This is a genomic window from Acinetobacter sp. TG2027, assembly GCF_000302435.1.
Taxonomy (GTDB): Bacteria; Pseudomonadota; Gammaproteobacteria; order Pseudomonadales; family Moraxellaceae; genus Acinetobacter; species Acinetobacter pittii.
In genome coordinates, this window is the sequence record NZ_AMJN01000001.1 from 93900 (window position 1) to 108940 (window position 15041).

At 42.5% G+C, this 15041-nt stretch carries 13 protein-coding genes; 11 read left to right on the top strand and 2 right to left on the bottom strand.

Features of this window, described 5'->3' with window-relative positions:
* Positions 1–9: 9 nt before the first annotated feature.
* Positions 10–477: an Lrp/AsnC ligand binding domain-containing protein gene (locus B806_RS0100460; protein WP_017402492.1), complete on the bottom strand. Its 468-nt coding sequence runs from the start codon at positions 475–477 to the stop codon at positions 10–12.
* Positions 478–613: 136 nt separating this feature from the next.
* On the opposite strand from B806_RS0100460, the gene B806_RS0100465 reads away from it, so the two are divergent.
* From B806_RS0100465 to B806_RS0100485, 5 genes are all read left to right on the top strand, one after another.
* Positions 614–1879 carry a D-amino acid dehydrogenase gene (locus B806_RS0100465; RefSeq protein WP_002118025.1) on the top strand — a complete coding sequence of 422 codons (1266 nt, stop codon included), beginning with the start codon at positions 614–616 and terminating at the stop codon, positions 1877–1879.
* 20 nt (positions 1880–1899) lie between these two features.
* Positions 1900–3003, top strand: a complete 1104-nt coding sequence (alr, locus tag B806_RS0100470; protein WP_017387405.1) for an alanine racemase — start codon at positions 1900–1902, stop codon at positions 3001–3003.
* 10 nt (positions 3004–3013) lie between these two features.
* Complete coding sequence (locus B806_RS0100475; RefSeq protein WP_000071347.1) at positions 3014–3373, top strand: RidA family protein; 360 nt, start codon at positions 3014–3016, stop codon at positions 3371–3373.
* Positions 3374–3533: 160 nt separating this feature from the next.
* Positions 3534–4973, top strand: a complete 1440-nt coding sequence (locus B806_RS0100480; RefSeq protein WP_002118023.1) for an amino acid permease — start codon at positions 3534–3536, stop codon at positions 4971–4973.
* 370 nt (positions 4974–5343) lie between these two features.
* Positions 5344–6774 carry an amino acid permease gene (locus B806_RS0100485; protein ID WP_017387403.1) on the top strand — a complete coding sequence of 477 codons (1431 nt, stop codon included), beginning with the start codon at positions 5344–5346 and terminating at the stop codon, positions 6772–6774.
* Positions 6775–6835: 61 nt separating this feature from the next.
* Here B806_RS0100485 and B806_RS0100490 read toward each other — a convergent pair whose 3' ends face one another.
* Positions 6836–7717, bottom strand: a complete 882-nt coding sequence (locus tag B806_RS0100490) for a LysR family transcriptional regulator (RefSeq protein WP_017387402.1) — start codon at positions 7715–7717, stop codon at positions 6836–6838.
* 165 nt (positions 7718–7882) lie between these two features.
* On the opposite strand from B806_RS0100490, the gene B806_RS0100495 reads away from it, so the two are divergent.
* From B806_RS0100495 to B806_RS0100520, 6 genes are all read left to right on the top strand, one after another.
* On the top strand, positions 7883–9400 hold the full coding sequence (locus B806_RS0100495; protein ID WP_017402493.1) for a CoA-acylating methylmalonate-semialdehyde dehydrogenase: 1518 nt from the start codon (positions 7883–7885) through the stop codon (positions 9398–9400).
* 11 nt (positions 9401–9411) lie between these two features.
* Positions 9412–10302, top strand: a complete 891-nt coding sequence (mmsB, locus tag B806_RS0100500; RefSeq protein WP_017402494.1) for a 3-hydroxyisobutyrate dehydrogenase — start codon at positions 9412–9414, stop codon at positions 10300–10302.
* Between the two features lie 77 nt (positions 10303–10379).
* Entirely contained in the window at positions 10380–12029 is a 1650-nt protein-coding gene (locus tag B806_RS0100505) for an AMP-binding protein (protein WP_017387399.1), read from the top strand.
* Positions 12030–12040: 11 nt separating this feature from the next.
* Positions 12041–13168 (top strand): acyl-CoA dehydrogenase family protein, encoded by a 1128-nt coding sequence (locus tag B806_RS0100510; RefSeq protein WP_017387398.1) that lies wholly within the window; start codon positions 12041–12043, stop codon positions 13166–13168.
* Between the two features lie 21 nt (positions 13169–13189).
* Positions 13190–13963, top strand: a complete 774-nt coding sequence (locus B806_RS0100515; protein ID WP_017387397.1) for an enoyl-CoA hydratase — start codon at positions 13190–13192, stop codon at positions 13961–13963.
* 12 nt (positions 13964–13975) lie between these two features.
* Positions 13976–15001: an enoyl-CoA hydratase/isomerase family protein gene (locus B806_RS0100520; protein WP_017387396.1), complete on the top strand. Its 1026-nt coding sequence runs from the start codon at positions 13976–13978 to the stop codon at positions 14999–15001.
* Positions 15002–15041: the final 40 nt, after the last annotated feature.

Below are 15041 nucleotides of genomic sequence, written 5' to 3' on the forward strand. Positions count from 1 at the left end.
AGCTTCGCTTTACTTGCTTACATCTAGATATAGAGTTTCTTTGACTTCTTCCATAACCACATAACTGTGTGACGATGCCGAAGCAGGGAGTTTCTTTAGCAGATCTCCTAATAAGCGGCGATATGCACTCATTTCTTTTAAACGCGCTTTTACGAGGTAGTCAAATTCGCCTGAAATAAGGTGACATTCAAGCACTTCAGGAATCTCAACTAAATCTCTAGCCACCTGATCAAACACATCGCCAGATTTGGCAGATAACTTAATTTCTAAAAAGACAAGCAGGTTACGGTCCACAAAGGCTGGGTTTAGTCGAGCGTAATAACCCATGATAATGCCATCGCGTTCAAGACGCTTTACACGCTCCGAACAGGGGGTGGTCGACAGGTTAATTCTCGATGCCAATTCACTAATCGCAATTCGTCCTTCACGCTGCAAAATGTCCAGAATCATGCGATCTATACGATCTAAGGGGCGCATAGATATTTCCTCTTTTTTTTAAATTCTCGCGAGAAAAACATAAATTTACCTAGATTATAGCCTGAAAAACAGTGAAATAAACTATTGAAGCAGAAATATACTAGTTAAATAAACTGGTGTGCGTGAGGGAATGGAAATGCGCGTAATTGTTTTAGGTAGCGGCGTTATTGGAGTGGCAAGTGCCTATTATCTAGCTCAACAAGGAGCTGAGGTTACTGTTCTCGATCGCCAGTCAGGTCCTGCCGAAGAAACAAGTTTTGGTAATGCAGGTCAAATTTCGCCTGGGTATTCGACTCCTTGGGCAGCACCAGGAATTCCTTTTAAAGCTGTGAAATGGATGTTTCAACATCATGCACCGCTTGCGATTAATTTAGATGGCAGTATGTGGCAGTTACAGTGGATGGCGCAAATGCTGAAAAACTGTAATCCACAAAGTTATGCTGTGAACAAAGAGCGTATGATGCGCGTGGCTGAATACAGCCGTGACTGCTTACGTGAACTCAGAAAAGATACAGGCATTAATTACGAAAACCGTGCAAAAGGCACGTTGCAGTTATTCCGTAAAGAAGCGCAAATGGAAGCAGTTCAACGTGACATTAGCGTGTTACAAGAATGCGGCGTAAGCTACGAATTATTAAATGGCAACGAACTTGGTCGTGTAGAACCAGCGTTGGCAAATGCACAAGATAAACTTGTTGGTGGTTTACATTTGCCAAATGACGAAACAGGTGACTGTTATTTATTTACCAATGCTTTAGCTCAAATTGCTAAAGAGTTGGGTGTTAACTTTCAGTTCAACCAGAACGTAGAAAAATTGATTGTTGAAGGCGATGAAATTAAGGGCGTTCAGGTCAATGGTAAGGTCTTAACCGCAGATCGATATGTCTTAGCATTTGGTAGCTATTCACGTGATTTCTTGAAACCACTTGATCTACAGTTGCCTGTATATCCTGTGAAAGGTTATTCGTTGACGATTCCAATTGTTGACCCTGCTTTTGCTCCACAATCTACAGTGCTTGATGAAACCTATAAAATTGCGATTACTCGTTTTGACCAACGTATTCGCGTAGGTGGTATGGCTGAGTTAAGTGGCTTTAACTTAGGCCTGAATGAAGACCGCCGTGCAACATTGCAAATGGTGACTCAGGACTTGTTCCCGGGCGGCGATATGGCACAGGCGTCTTTCTGGACTGGTTTACGTCCAATGACACCAGACAGTACACCAATTATTGGCGCAACTCGCTTTAAAAATCTGTTCTTGAATACAGGTCACGGTACTTTAGGCTGGACCATGGCATGTGGTTCAGGAAAATTAATCAGTGACATTGTATTGAATCATAAGACTGATATCAGTACAGATGGTCTTTCAATTCAGCGTTATTCACACGCGCATGCTGCATAACGGACGTTAGGAAAGTAATCATGCCTCGTCCTATTACCGCAGTCATCCACCGTCAAGCCTTACAAAATAACGTGGCGGTGGTACGCAAGGCTATGCCAAACAGTAAGGTCTTTGCCGTTGTAAAAGCCAATGCTTATGGACACGGAATTGAACGTGTTTATGAAGCGTTTAAAGCAGCAGATGGCTTTGCCTTACTTGATCTTGATGAAGCAAAACGCATTCGTGCTTTAGGTTGGACAGGTCCAATTTTATTGCTCGAAGGAATTTTCTCTCCTCAAGATTTATTTGATTGTGTGCAATATCAACTCAGTTTCACCATTCATAGTGAAGCGCAAATTGAGTGGGTTGAAAACCATCCTTATCCTGCTCAATTTAATGTTTGCTTAAAAATGAACAGTGGTATGAATCGTCTTGGTTTTAAGCCACAACACTATGTTCAGGCTTGGGAACGTTTAAATAACTTGGCAAATGTCTCCAAGATTACGCACATGATGCATTTTTCAGATGCAGATGGCGAGCGTTTCGGCCAGCAAGGTATTGATTATCAAATCAATGCTTTTGAAGAAATTGTTAAGGATTTACCGGGTGAAAGATCGGTAAGTAATAGTGCGGCAATTCTGCGTTATCAAGACCAGCTCAAATCAGATTATGCCCGTAGCGGCATCATGCTCTATGGCAGCTCGCCAGACTACCCGACGCATAGTATTGCAGACTGGGGCTTACAACCCACCATGAGCTTACGCAGTGAAATTATTTCCGTTCAGCATTTAGAGCCGAATGAAAGTGTAGGGTATGGTTCAAACTTTGTCGCAGAGCAGCCCATGACGATTGGAATTGTCGCTTGTGGCTATGCTGATGGTTATCAACGTATTTCACCAACAGGTACGCCTGTTTTAGTGGACTCAGTCCGCACTCGCACAATTGGTCGTGTCAGCATGGATATGTTGGCAGTCGATTTAACAGGTATTGAAAGTGCCAAAGTCGGCAGTGAAGTCGTGCTTTGGGGCCAATCAAGTACAGGCGTCGTTTTACCTATTGATGATGTCGCAGTTTCATCCGGTACGGTGGGCTATGAACTGATGTGTGCTGTCACCGCCCGTGTTCAATTTATTAATCAGGTATAAGGAAATCCGAATGTCTAATTCAGATATACAAAAGATTAACACTAACGAAGTCATGAGCGCCGTGACTGTTTTTAACAAAGTAGTTTATCTGTCAGGTCAGGTACCTAAAAATACCGAGCAAGACGTGGCAGGCCAAACTCGTGAAATTCTTGCAACGATTGATGAACTTTTGGCATTAGCCAATACCGACAAATCTCGCTTGCTCTCTGCACAGCTCTATTTAAAAAATCTTTCTGACTTTTCAACCGTAAATGCAATTTGGGTTGACTGGTTAAAAGGGTGTGTTGCTCCATCGCGTGCCACAATTCAGGCCGACTTGGTCAATCCAGATTGGTTAATTGAAATTGCCGTGACGGCAGCACAAAAGTAATTCGTTTTTACTCCAAAAATGATGATGTATCTAACAGAAGGAAGATAGATACGGTTTAACCAGTCATTTTTGGTGAACAGATTCAGTGACCTAGGCATACGGTTCGATTTTCGCCATAGGTTGCTGATCTTAACAAAGGAATTCAAAAAGGAATTTTAATATGACAACGGCTCGTCATTCAGATACGGAAAATTCTCCTGATCATCTGCAACGAAAACTGTCTAACCGTCATTTACAACTGATTGCAATTGGCGGTGCAATTGGAACTGGCCTATTTATGGGTTCGGGCAAAACCATCTCCCTCGCAGGTCCTTCAATTCTTTTGATCTATATGATTATTGGAGGAATGTTCTTTTTCTTAATGCGTGCAATGGGCGAGTTGCTCCTTGCAAATCTGCATTACAAATCTTTTGTTGATATGGCTCATGACTTGATTGGTCCTTGGGCTGGTTATTATTTGGGCTGGACTTATTGGTTAGGTTGGGTGCTGGTGGGTATTGCGGACCTTTCAGCGGTCATTAACTATTTAGGTTTCTGGCTGCCTGACGGTGCAAGTTTCTCACCAATACAGCAAGCCATGATTAGTGCAGGCTGTGTATTGTTTGTGATGGGTCTTAACCTACTAACAGTACGTCTATTTGGTGAAATCGAATTCTGGTTTGCTCTTATTAAGATCTTGGCGATTATTGGCCTGATCGGAGTGGGCGGCTACATGATTTTCAGCCATTTCCAAGCTCCGCAAGGCGCTGTTGCAAGCATCAGTAATGTTTGGTCACATGGCGGTTTATTCCCGAAAGGTACAGAAGGTTTCTTGGCAGGATTCCAGATTGCTGTATTTGCTTTTGTCGGAGTGGAACTTGTAGGTACGACGGCTGCTGAAACCAAAGACCCGCAGAAGAACTTACCGAAAGCAATTAATGCGATTCCAGTACGTATTATTTTGTTCTATGTATTGGCACTGTTTATTGTGATGTCGGTAACCCCTTGGGATCACATTCGTGCAGATAAAAGTCCGTTTGTTGAGTTGTTCTTAAATGCGGGTATTCCGGTTTCTGCAATCATCATGAACTTGGTGGTGCTATCTTCGGTCATGTCTTCAATGAACAGCGGCGTGTTTTCAACTAGCCGTATGTTGTTTGGTTTATCAAAAGACGGTCAGGCACCTGGTGCATTTGGTCGTTTATCAAAACGCGCAGTTCCTTCAAATGGTTTGATTTTCTCTTGTACCTTTATCATGGGCGGAGCGGTGCTTCAGTACTTTGTTCCAAACACGATGGAAGCATTTACTTTGGCAAGTTCACTTTGTGTGATTCTATTCATTAGTGTCTGGAGCCTCATCATGGTGTGCTATTTACGCTACCGTAAATTACGTCCTGAATTACATGAAAAATCAACATTCAAAATGCCAGGTGGCGTTTGGATGAGTTATGTTGTTTTGGCATTCATGCTTTTCACTTTAGTTATTTTGGCATTAGAGCCAGATACATTGAAAGCTTTATACGTCAGTCCAGTATGGCTGGTCATTTTAGGTGTTACCTATCATGTGCTCTATAAACCACGTATGAAAAAACTAGGACGTGAACTCGTCAACGATCATTAAGTTTTATTAAAAAGCCAATCAATCATGATTGGCTTTTTTTATTTTTATTAGATTTTTTATCGGAATAATATTGTTTATTTTTGGATCAATAGAGCAGTTTGGAGAGTGTTGGCAAAGTACATATAGCAGGATCACATGCTACACTTCGGCTAATCTGGAAACCCAGATTGATTAATTAAAATTGCCGTGAAGGCAGTACATAAATAATGTGACTTAAAAAAATCAGGACAAACGTTTTATCAATTAAGGAAAAAATATACTTGAACATCTTGTCCTGAGGTATAGACTCAGCAACCCACGATATACGGTTCGTTTTTCTCCCTATAGGTTGCTGATTTAAGTTAAGCAAAATATAAAAAGGACTTCTAATATGACAATGGTTCATCATTCTGATGAGGCAAGCTCCCCTGATCATTTACAACGGAAATTAAATAATCGCCATCTACAAATGATTGCAATTGGCGGTGCAATTGGAACCGGCTTATTTATGGGCTCGGGCAAAACCATCTCCCTCGCAGGTCCTTCAATCCTCGTTATCTACATGATAATTGGTGGCATGTTCTTTTTTCTGATGCGTGCATTGGGTGAACTACTGCTTGCCAACTTACATTACAAATCATTTGTCGATATGGCTTATGATTTGATCGGACCATGGGCTGGCTACTATATCGGCTGGACTTATTGGTTAGGCTGGGTACTGGTCGGTATTGCTGATTTGTCTGCGGTCATTAACTATTTAAGTTTCTGGCTGCCCGAAGGTGCCAGTTTCTCACCCATGCAACAAGCCATGATTAGTTCAGGCTGTGTACTATTCATTTTAGGGCTTAACCTTCTTACCGTTAAGCTATTTGGTGAAGTTGAATTTTGGTTCGCACTCATTAAGATTTTAGCCATTATTGGCCTGATTGGAGTAGGTGGCTACATGATTTTTACTCATTTCCAAGCTCCGCATGGTGAGGTTGTGAGTGTAAGTAACGTGTGGTCTCATGGCGGCATATTTCCAAAAGGTGTAAGTGGATTTTTGGCAGGTTTTCAGATTGCCGTGTTTGCCTTCATTGGCGTTGAATTGATTGGTACAACGGCTGCTGAAACGAAAGATCCACAAACGAATCTGCCAAAAGCGATTAATGCTATTCCATTACGTATTATCCTGTTCTATGTTTTGTCGCTCTTTATCGTTATGTCAGTGACACCTTGGGATCATATCCGTGCAGATAAGAGCCCATTTGTTGAGTTGTTCTTAAATGCGGGTATTCCGATTTCAGCCATCATTATGAACTTGGTCGTACTGTCTTCGGTGATGTCTTCAATGAACAGCGGCGTATTTTCAACTAGTCGTATGCTGTTCGGTTTATCAAAAGATGGGCAGGCACCGAGTGCATTGGGCCGTTTATCAAAACGTGCAGTGCCATCAAACGGCTTAATCTTCTCATGTATTTTCATTATGGGCGGGGCGGTGCTTCAGTACTTTGTTCCAAACACGATGGAAGCATTTACCCTGGCAAGTTCACTCTGTGTAATTTTATTCATTAGCGTGTGGATTTTAATCATGGCGTGCTATTTACGTTATCGTAAAACTCGTCCTGAACTTCATGCCGCATCAACATTTAAAATGCCAGGTGGCGTGCTGATGGCTTATGTCGTTATTGCATTCTTCTTATTTACTTTGGTGATTTTGGCACTCGAGCCAGATACATTAAAAGCGGTATACGTGAGTCCACTATGGTTGGTGGTTTTAAGCGTAACTTATTTTGTGTTCTATAAACCACGCATCAAAAAATTAGACCAAGAACTCGTTTAATGAACTATAAATGATTTTAAAAAAGCCAATCGATCATGATTGGCTTTTTTATTTAGGTTCTTTAATCAACCAACAAATGCTGATATTTGTCAGCTTGTTTACGTAGATAATCCCAAACTAACTTAATGCGTGGTTCATGTTGTAAATCAACAAAGGTCAGCATCCAAAACGTATGGGTAAAGCGAACTTGTTGCTCTAACACTTCTTCAAGTTCCGGTTTATCATCTGCCAAAAACTTGGGCAAAATCGCAAGTCCTGCGCCAGCACTCACCGCAATTTGTTGAGCCAAAATACTGCTGCTACGGAAGTTGGCATTCAGCTTTAAAGGTAAACGTTCTAGACAGTACAGTTCAGGGCTATATACCAGATCATCAATATAGTTCACAAAGCGATGTTGGGTTAAATCTTCTAAGGCTCGGATAGGCGGGTTTTGGGTCAGATAGTTTTTGCTACCATAAATTTTTAAACAATAATCTGATAATCGCGTAATGATGTAAGGGCCAGACGTAGGACGATCAATTGACACCACAATATCTGCCTCACGGTGTGAAAGCTTAATCATTTTTGGCACTGGAATTAGGTCGATGGTGAGCAGTGGGTATTGAATCGAGAACTCAGCCAGTAAGCGAGCTAAAAACGCAGTACCAAAACCTTCAGGTGTGCCAATTCGCACACGACCTTGCAAAGGTTGATGTGGTTTCTCAATTTGTAAGAAAGCTTGTTCCATTTGCTCAACTCGAGGAACAAGTGCCATCCCTTCGAGTGTCAACTCATAACCTGTCGCTTCACGCTTAAACAGTGTTGTACCCAAAGCAAGTTCTAGGGCCTGAATCCGTCTAGCAACCGTACTGTGCTCGACACCAATAATCCGCGCAGCATTGGTCAAAGTTTTAGTCCGAGCTAAAACCAGAAAAAAATGTAGATGATCCCAATCCACTTTCATTTTTGTTGTCATCCTTGTGCATATTTGCACAACAATCGTGCATGAATTTCCGTTGGTGGTCAAAGTTTTCTTTGCTAGTCTCAATTGAAACTGGAATAAAGAAAATACATAGATAAGTATTTTCTAATAATTGAACACAATAAAAATATGGCCTACGGAGAGGTTATGAACACAATCCAAAAAATCGAATTGGAAACCGCTAAATTACTCATTAACGGAAATTTTATCGAATCTGAAACACAGGAATGGCAAGACATTATTAACCCTGCGACTCAGGAAGTGATTGGTCGTGTACCATTTGCAACGGTTAAAGAAGTTGACGCTGCTATTCAAGCTGCACAAGATGCCTTTGCTTCTTGGCGTCAGACCCCAATTCAGGCACGTATGCGCATCATGCTTAAGTTACAAGACTTAATCCGTGCCAACATGAAAGAAATTGCACAAGTACTAACGGCTGAACAAGGTAAAACCTTGGCAGACGCTGAAGGCGATATTCAACGTGGTCTAGAAGTGGTTGAACATGCCTGTTCGGTCGGCACTTTGCAAATGGGTGAATATGTTGAAGGTGTGGCACGTGGTGTAGACACTTATACCTTGCAGCAACCTTTGGGTGTCTGTGCGGGTATTACGCCGTTTAATTTCCCAGCCATGATTCCACTTTGGATGTTCCCAATGGCAATCGTGTGCGGCAATACCTTTGTTTTAAAACCATCAGAACAAGATCCGTTATCAACCATGATGCTGGTTGAGCTTGCGATTCAAGCAGGTGTTCCAGCGGGCGTACTCAACGTTGTGCATGGCGGTAAAGAAGTAGTTGACCGTTTGTGTACCCATAAAGATATTAAAGCGATTTCATTTGTAGGCTCAACTGCGGTTGGCACACATGTTTATAACCTTGCAGGGCAACATGGTAAACGCGTCCAGTCGATGATGGGTGCAAAAAACCATGTTGTGGTCATGCCTGATGCCAATAAAGAACAAACTTTAAATGCTTTGGTGGGCGCAGCGTTTGGTGCTGCTGGGCAACGCTGTATGGCATTGTCGGTTGCAGTCATGGTCGGTGACAGCAAAAAATGGATTCAAGAGTTAGTTGAAAAAGCGAAAACCTTAAAAGTAAACGCAGGCCATGAGCCAAACACTGACATTGGCCCTGTCATTTCAAAACGTGCTAAAGCGCGAGTGTTAGACTTAATTAATAGCGGTGTTGAGCAAGGTGCAGAGTTGCTACTCGATGGTCGTGATGTTCAAGTACAAGGTTATGAATCAGGTAACTTCGTGGGGGCAACGATTTTTAGTGGCGTAAATACCGACATGCGTATTTATAAAGAAGAAATCTTTGGTCCAGTTCTTTCAATTATTTGTGTAGACACACTTGATGAAGCGATTGCGCTTATCAACACCAACCCATTTGGTAACGGGGTAGGTCTATTTACACAAAGCGGTGCCATTGCACGTACTTTCCAAAACTTAATTGATATTGGTCAAGTCGGTATCAACATTCCAATTCCTGTGCCAGTGCCTTTCTTTAGTTTTACCGGTTCAAGAGGTTCGAAACTGGGTGATTTGGGGCCATACGGCAAACAAGCTGTGCAGTTCTATACCCAAACCAAAACCATTACCAGTCGCTGGTTTGAAGATAGCCATGAAGTTGGCAGTGTAAATACAACAATTAGTTTACGTTAAGGGGATCACGGATGAATATCGCCTTTATCGGTCTAGGCAATATGGGCGGCAGAATGGCCCATAACCTACTAAAAGCCGGAATCAAAGTTTATGGTTATGACCTCAGTGAAGTTGCTATTCAGCACTTTGCCGAGGCAGGTGGCATAGTCTGCGACAGCCCGCAGGCAGCAGCTAAACAAGCTGATGTCGTTATTAGCATGTTGCCTGCGGCCAAGCATGTTAAAGAAGTTTACTTGGGTGGAAATGGTGTTTTAGAAGTACTAAAAGCAGGTAGCTTATGCATTGATAGCAGTACCATTGACCCACAAACCATTAAAGACATTGCTGCTGTTGCGCATAGTAAAAATATTAAAATCTGTGATGCACCCGTCTCTGGTGGAACAATTGGTGCTCAAGCAGGAAGCTTAACCTTTATGGTGGGTGCCGATGATCAAACCTTTAACGAAGTAAAACCTGTGCTCAGCCACATGGGCAAAAATATTGTTCATTGTGGTGATGTCGGCGCAGGTCAAATTGCCAAAATCTGCAACAACCTGATTTTAGGTATTTCAATGGCTGCTGTTGCCGAAGGTATGGCACTCGGTGTAAAGCTGGGCATCGACCCACAAGCATTGGCAGGCGTCATTAACACCTCAAGCGGTCGTTGCTGGAGCTCGGATGTGTGTAACCCATGGCCACATATTAATGAAAATGCGCCAGCATCTCGAGGTTACCAAGACGGCTTTGCAACTCAGCTGATGCTAAAAGATTTGGGTCTTGCAGTAGAAGCGGCAGGCCAAGTTAAACAGCCAGTTGTATTAGGTGGTATGGTGCAGCAGCTCTATCAGCAAATGTGCATGCGCGGTAATGCCAATCTCGATTTTTCGAGCATTATTCAGCAATACCTGCCACAAGAGGCATAACGGTAAAGCCAAAGGATGGCTTTAAACACATTAAACCCTGTCGTGAATAACAACAAATCCGGACTGAGGGAAAAGAAATGATGGATTATCAAAATGCTGCACAGACTTTCGATTTGGAAAGCACTGCAAAACAGATGTTATCAGGTTCACTTGATGCCTTAAATGCTTGTTATGAATGCTGTGATCGACACGCAGATGGCGACAAAATTGCACTGTATTGGCAAGGAAAAGACGGACGAAAAGAGCAATATACCTTCCGTGAATTAAAAGAGTGGTCAAGTCAGTTTGCCAACTTTCTAAAATCACAAGGTGTAAAAGCAGGCGACCGTATTTCAGGTCTATTACCAAGAACACCCGAATTGATCGTGACTATTTTTGCAGCTTGGCGAATTGGTGCTGTCTATCAACCACTATTTACTGCATTTGGCCCAAAAGCGATTGAGCACCGTATTCAGCTTGCACAAAGTAAGCTGGTGGTGACCGATATGGGCAACCGTAGCAAGCTTGATGAAATTGAAAATTGCCCTGCAATTGTGACGGTGGCCGATGCACAAGGTACTCCGCTTAAAGCAGGTGATTTTAACTTTTGGAATGAAGTAAAACAGCAGTCTGATCAATGCGATCTGGTTATGCGTAGTATCCAAGATCCTTTCTTGCTCATGTTTACTTCAGGCACTACAGGTCCTGCTAAACCCTTGGAAGTGCCATTAAAAGCACTAATTGCCTTTGGTCGATATATGCAAGATGCCATTGGTTTAACCGAAGAAGATTCATTCTGGAATATTGCCGATCCAGGTTGGGCGTATGGTCTGTACTATGCGATTACTGGGCCGTTATTCTTGGGTCACGCTACTTTGTTTTATGAAGGTGGTTTCAGCACAGATAGCTTATGCCAAATTGTGAAAGATTATAAAGTTAACAACTTGGCAGGTGCACCAACGGCTTACCGTATGATGATGGCGGCTGATCCAGCACAAATGACGCCGTTAAAAGGGCAGTTCCGTGTAGTGAGCAGTGCAGGCGAACCACTGAATCCAGAAGTAATACGTTGGTTTAAACAAGTGCTTGATGCTCCGATTTATGACCATTACGGACAAACTGAAGTGGGCATGGTGGTGTGTAATCATCATGGTTTAAAACATGAAATTCATGCTGGTTCAGCAGGTTTCCCAAGTCCGGGCTATCGCGTTGCTATTGTCAATGAACAAGGTGAAGAACTTCCGCCAGATACACCGGGAATTTTAGCAGTCGACATTAGCCAGTCTCCAATGATGTGGTTCGGCGGCTATAAAGAAAGTCGTAAATCGCCCTTCATTGGTCACTACTATTTAACTGGCGACACTGCCGAGTTACATGCCGATGGCAGCATGAGCTTTGTAGGGCGCAGTGATGATGTAATCACTACATCGGGTTATCGTATTGGACCTTTCGATGTAGAAAGTGCTTTGCTTGAACACGACGCTGTGATTGAAGCAGCAGTGATTGGTGTGCCTGATCCGGACCGTACCGAAGTGGTTAAGGCATTCGTAATTTTAGCTGTGGATGCTCAACCTTCCGATACACTTGCTGAACAACTCAGTCAATTTGTAAAAAAACGGCTTTCTGCACATGCTTACCCACGTTTAGTTGAATTTGTGAGTGAATTACCTAAAACTCCAAGTGGTAAAATTCAGCGCTTTTTATTGCGTAATCAAGAAATTGCTAAACAACAAGCTAAAGCAGGGTAAAGGAAATAATAATGCAATTTACCGAAGAACAATTACTCATTCGTGATATGGCGAAAAGTTTCGCCCAAGAACAAATCAAGCCTAATGCCAGTGATTGGGACCGAGACGGGACATTCCCGAAAGATACCTTAGCTCAAATGGGGCAACTCGGTTTTATGGGAATGCTTGTTTCAGAGCAATGGGATGGTTCTGACACGGGTAACTTAGCCTATGTACTGGCGCTTGAAGAAGTTGCGGCAGCAGATGGCGCAACCTCGACCATCATGAGTGTACATAACTCGGTTGGCTGTGTGCCTATTTTAAAGTTTGGTACTGACGAGCAAAAAGAGCGCTTTTTAAAACCTTTAGCACAAGGCGAAATGATCGGCGCTTTTGCCTTAACTGAACCACATACTGGCTCAGATGCAGGAGCCATTAAAACCCGAGCAGTGAAAGATGGTGACGATTACATCTTAAATGGTGCCAAGCAGTTTATTACCTCTGGTGATAATGCAGGTGTCATTATTGTGTTTGCTGTGACCGATCCGAGCGCAGGTAAAAAGGGTATTAGTGCCTTTTTAGTCCCACGCGAGACGCCAGGCTATGAAGTGATTCGTGTTGAAGAAAAACTAGGTCTGCATGCTTCAGATACGTGTCAGATTGCGCTGACAGATGTACGCATCCATAAAAGCTTAATGCTGGGTAAAGAAGGCGAAGGCCTGAAAATCGCTCTTGCCAATTTAGAAGGTGGTCGTATTGGTATTGCGGCGCAAGCAGTCGGTCTAGCACGTGCGGCACTCGAAGAAGCAACTCGTTATGCCAAAGAGCGTATTACTTTTGGAAAACCAATTTTTGAGCATCAAACCATCGCGTTTCGCCTTGCTAGTATGGCAACTGAAATTGAAGCAGCGAGACAACTGGTTCACTACGCTGCGCGTTTAAAAGAAGCAGGTCAACCATGTCTCAATGAAGCTTCAATGGCCAAGTTATTTGCTTCAGAAATGACTGAGCGTGTGTGTTCGAGTGCACTACAAGTGTTTGGTGGCTATGGCTACCTGAGAGACTTCCCAATTGAACGTATTTATCGTGATGCCCGTATTTGCCAAATTTACGAAGGCACGAGTGATATTCAGCGTTTAGTCATCGCACGTAGTCTATAAAATCAGAACAAGGAATAAATAATGCAGTGGCAAAGTATTTTATTAGAAAAGCGTAATAGGGTTGGACTGATTACATTAAATCGTCCTCAAGCGCTCAATGCTTTAAACAGCGAATTAATTAGTGAAATTAATCAGGCATTAGATCAGCTCGAAAAAGACCGCGAAATTGGTTGCATCGTATTGGCAGGCTCAGAAAAAGCTTTTGCCGCAGGAGCTGACATTAAAGAAATGGCTGATTTGGCATTTCCTGATATTTATTTAGATGACTTTTTTCATCTTGCAGACCGTATTGCACAGCGCCGTAAACCTCTAATTGCAGCGGTGAGTGGCTATGCATTGGGTGGTGGCTGTGAGTTGGCGCTGATGTGTGATTTTATTTATTGTGCTGATAACGCCAAGTTTGGTTTACCCGAAGTCACTTTAGGTGTAATTCCGGGTATTGGTGGCACACAACGCTTAACCCATGCGATTGGTAAAGCCAAAGCAATGGAAATGTGTCTTACCGCTCGTCAAATGGGCGCTGTAGAAGCAGAGCAAAGTGGTTTAGTCGCGCGTGTATTTAGTAAAGAAGAATTACTTGAACAAACCTTGCAAGCCGCTGAAAAAATTGCGGCACGATCTTTAACTGCAAACATGATGCTTAAAGAAACCATCAACCGCGCTTTTGAGGTGAACCTCACTGAAGGCTTACGTTTTGAAAGACGTATGTTCCATTCAATATTTGCAACATTTGACCAAAAAGAAGGAATGCAGGCATTCGTTGAAAAACGAAAGGCAAATTTTAAAAATCAATAAGAGATCAATAAAATGAATACAGAAAATCACTTAATGATTGAGCAACAAGGTAAGTTGGGCATTATTACCTTAGACCGTGTGACTCATCTCAATGCATTGTCGCTAGATATGATTAAAAGTATTGGCGCCCAATTGGAACTGTGGAGAAATGATGCTGCTGTTCAGGCAGTGTTAATTAAGTCAAATAGCCCGAAAGCCTTCTGTGCAGGTGGAGATATCCGCTATCTCTATGACAGTTATAAAAATGGCACGGCCGATTACAAAGGCTACTTTAGTGCCGAATATAAAATGCTAAATATACTGCGTGAATATGAAAAGCCAATCATTGTTGTGCTTGATGGCTATGTATTAGGTGGCGGTTTTGGCTTGGCTCAGGCTTGCCACATTGTGGTGAGCAGTGAAAAATCCAGATTTGCCATGCCTGAAACAGCGATTGGCTTTTTCCCAGATGTTGGTGCAACTCATTTCCTTTCTCGCCTTGATGATATTGGTGTTTATATGGCCATTACGGGTGAGCAGATCAGCAGTAGTGATGCGCTTTACCTCGATTTAATTGACTATCATGTGCCAAGCGAGCAGTTACAAGCGTTGCAAGATGCTCTCGTTGAAGCGCCAAGTTTAAGCAAAGAGGGAATTGAACGCATCATTACCCGATTTATTACTCGCCCTGCCGAAAGCGAATTAAAACAATTGGCAGAAGGTATTCGTAAACACTTCGGATATCAGCATTTAGATGAAATCGAACAAAGTCTTGAAAATGAACAAGATGAAAGCTTAAAAACTTGGGCAAGTAAGATGCTTAGTATTTTGCAACAGCGCTCATTTATTGCCAAACAAACCAGTTTAAAACTGCAACATTTAGGCCGTGGGCTTTCTTTACCACAGTGTATGCAGCTTGAACGTGATTTACAGGATATCTGGTTTGAGCATGGTGACTTTATTGAAGGTGTGCGTGCTCTCATTGTCGATAAAGACAAACAACCACAGTGGCAAGAACGTAATTCGAAATTTGAGCCAATTTTAGAAAAATTGAGCTAAACCGAATTACAAAAACATAAAAAGCTTAAGGAGATAAAGC

Excerpts from the sequence above, each read along its gene's own strand:
- B806_RS0100460 (WP_017402492.1), bottom strand. The coding sequence starts at position 477 with ATGCGCCCCTTAGATCGTATAGATCGCATGATTCTGGACATTTTGCAG.
- B806_RS0100465 (WP_002118025.1), top strand. The coding sequence starts at position 614 with ATGCGCGTAATTGTTTTAGGTAGCGGCGTTATTGGAGTGGCAAGTGCC.
- alr (WP_017387405.1), top strand. The coding sequence starts at position 1,900 with ATGCCTCGTCCTATTACCGCAGTCATCCACCGTCAAGCCTTACAAAAT.
- B806_RS0100475 (WP_000071347.1), top strand. The coding sequence starts at position 3,014 with ATGTCTAATTCAGATATACAAAAGATTAACACTAACGAAGTCATGAGC.
- B806_RS0100480 (WP_002118023.1), top strand. The coding sequence starts at position 3,534 with ATGACAACGGCTCGTCATTCAGATACGGAAAATTCTCCTGATCATCTG.
- B806_RS0100485 (WP_017387403.1), top strand. The coding sequence starts at position 5,344 with ATGACAATGGTTCATCATTCTGATGAGGCAAGCTCCCCTGATCATTTA.
- B806_RS0100490 (WP_017387402.1), bottom strand. The coding sequence starts at position 7,717 with ATGAAAGTGGATTGGGATCATCTACATTTTTTTCTGGTTTTAGCTCGG.
- B806_RS0100495 (WP_017402493.1), top strand. The coding sequence starts at position 7,883 with ATGAACACAATCCAAAAAATCGAATTGGAAACCGCTAAATTACTCATT.
- mmsB (WP_017402494.1), top strand. The coding sequence starts at position 9,412 with ATGAATATCGCCTTTATCGGTCTAGGCAATATGGGCGGCAGAATGGCC.
- B806_RS0100505 (WP_017387399.1), top strand. The coding sequence starts at position 10,380 with ATGATGGATTATCAAAATGCTGCACAGACTTTCGATTTGGAAAGCACT.
- B806_RS0100510 (WP_017387398.1), top strand. The coding sequence starts at position 12,041 with ATGCAATTTACCGAAGAACAATTACTCATTCGTGATATGGCGAAAAGT.
- B806_RS0100515 (WP_017387397.1), top strand. The coding sequence starts at position 13,190 with ATGCAGTGGCAAAGTATTTTATTAGAAAAGCGTAATAGGGTTGGACTG.
- B806_RS0100520 (WP_017387396.1), top strand. The coding sequence starts at position 13,976 with ATGAATACAGAAAATCACTTAATGATTGAGCAACAAGGTAAGTTGGGC.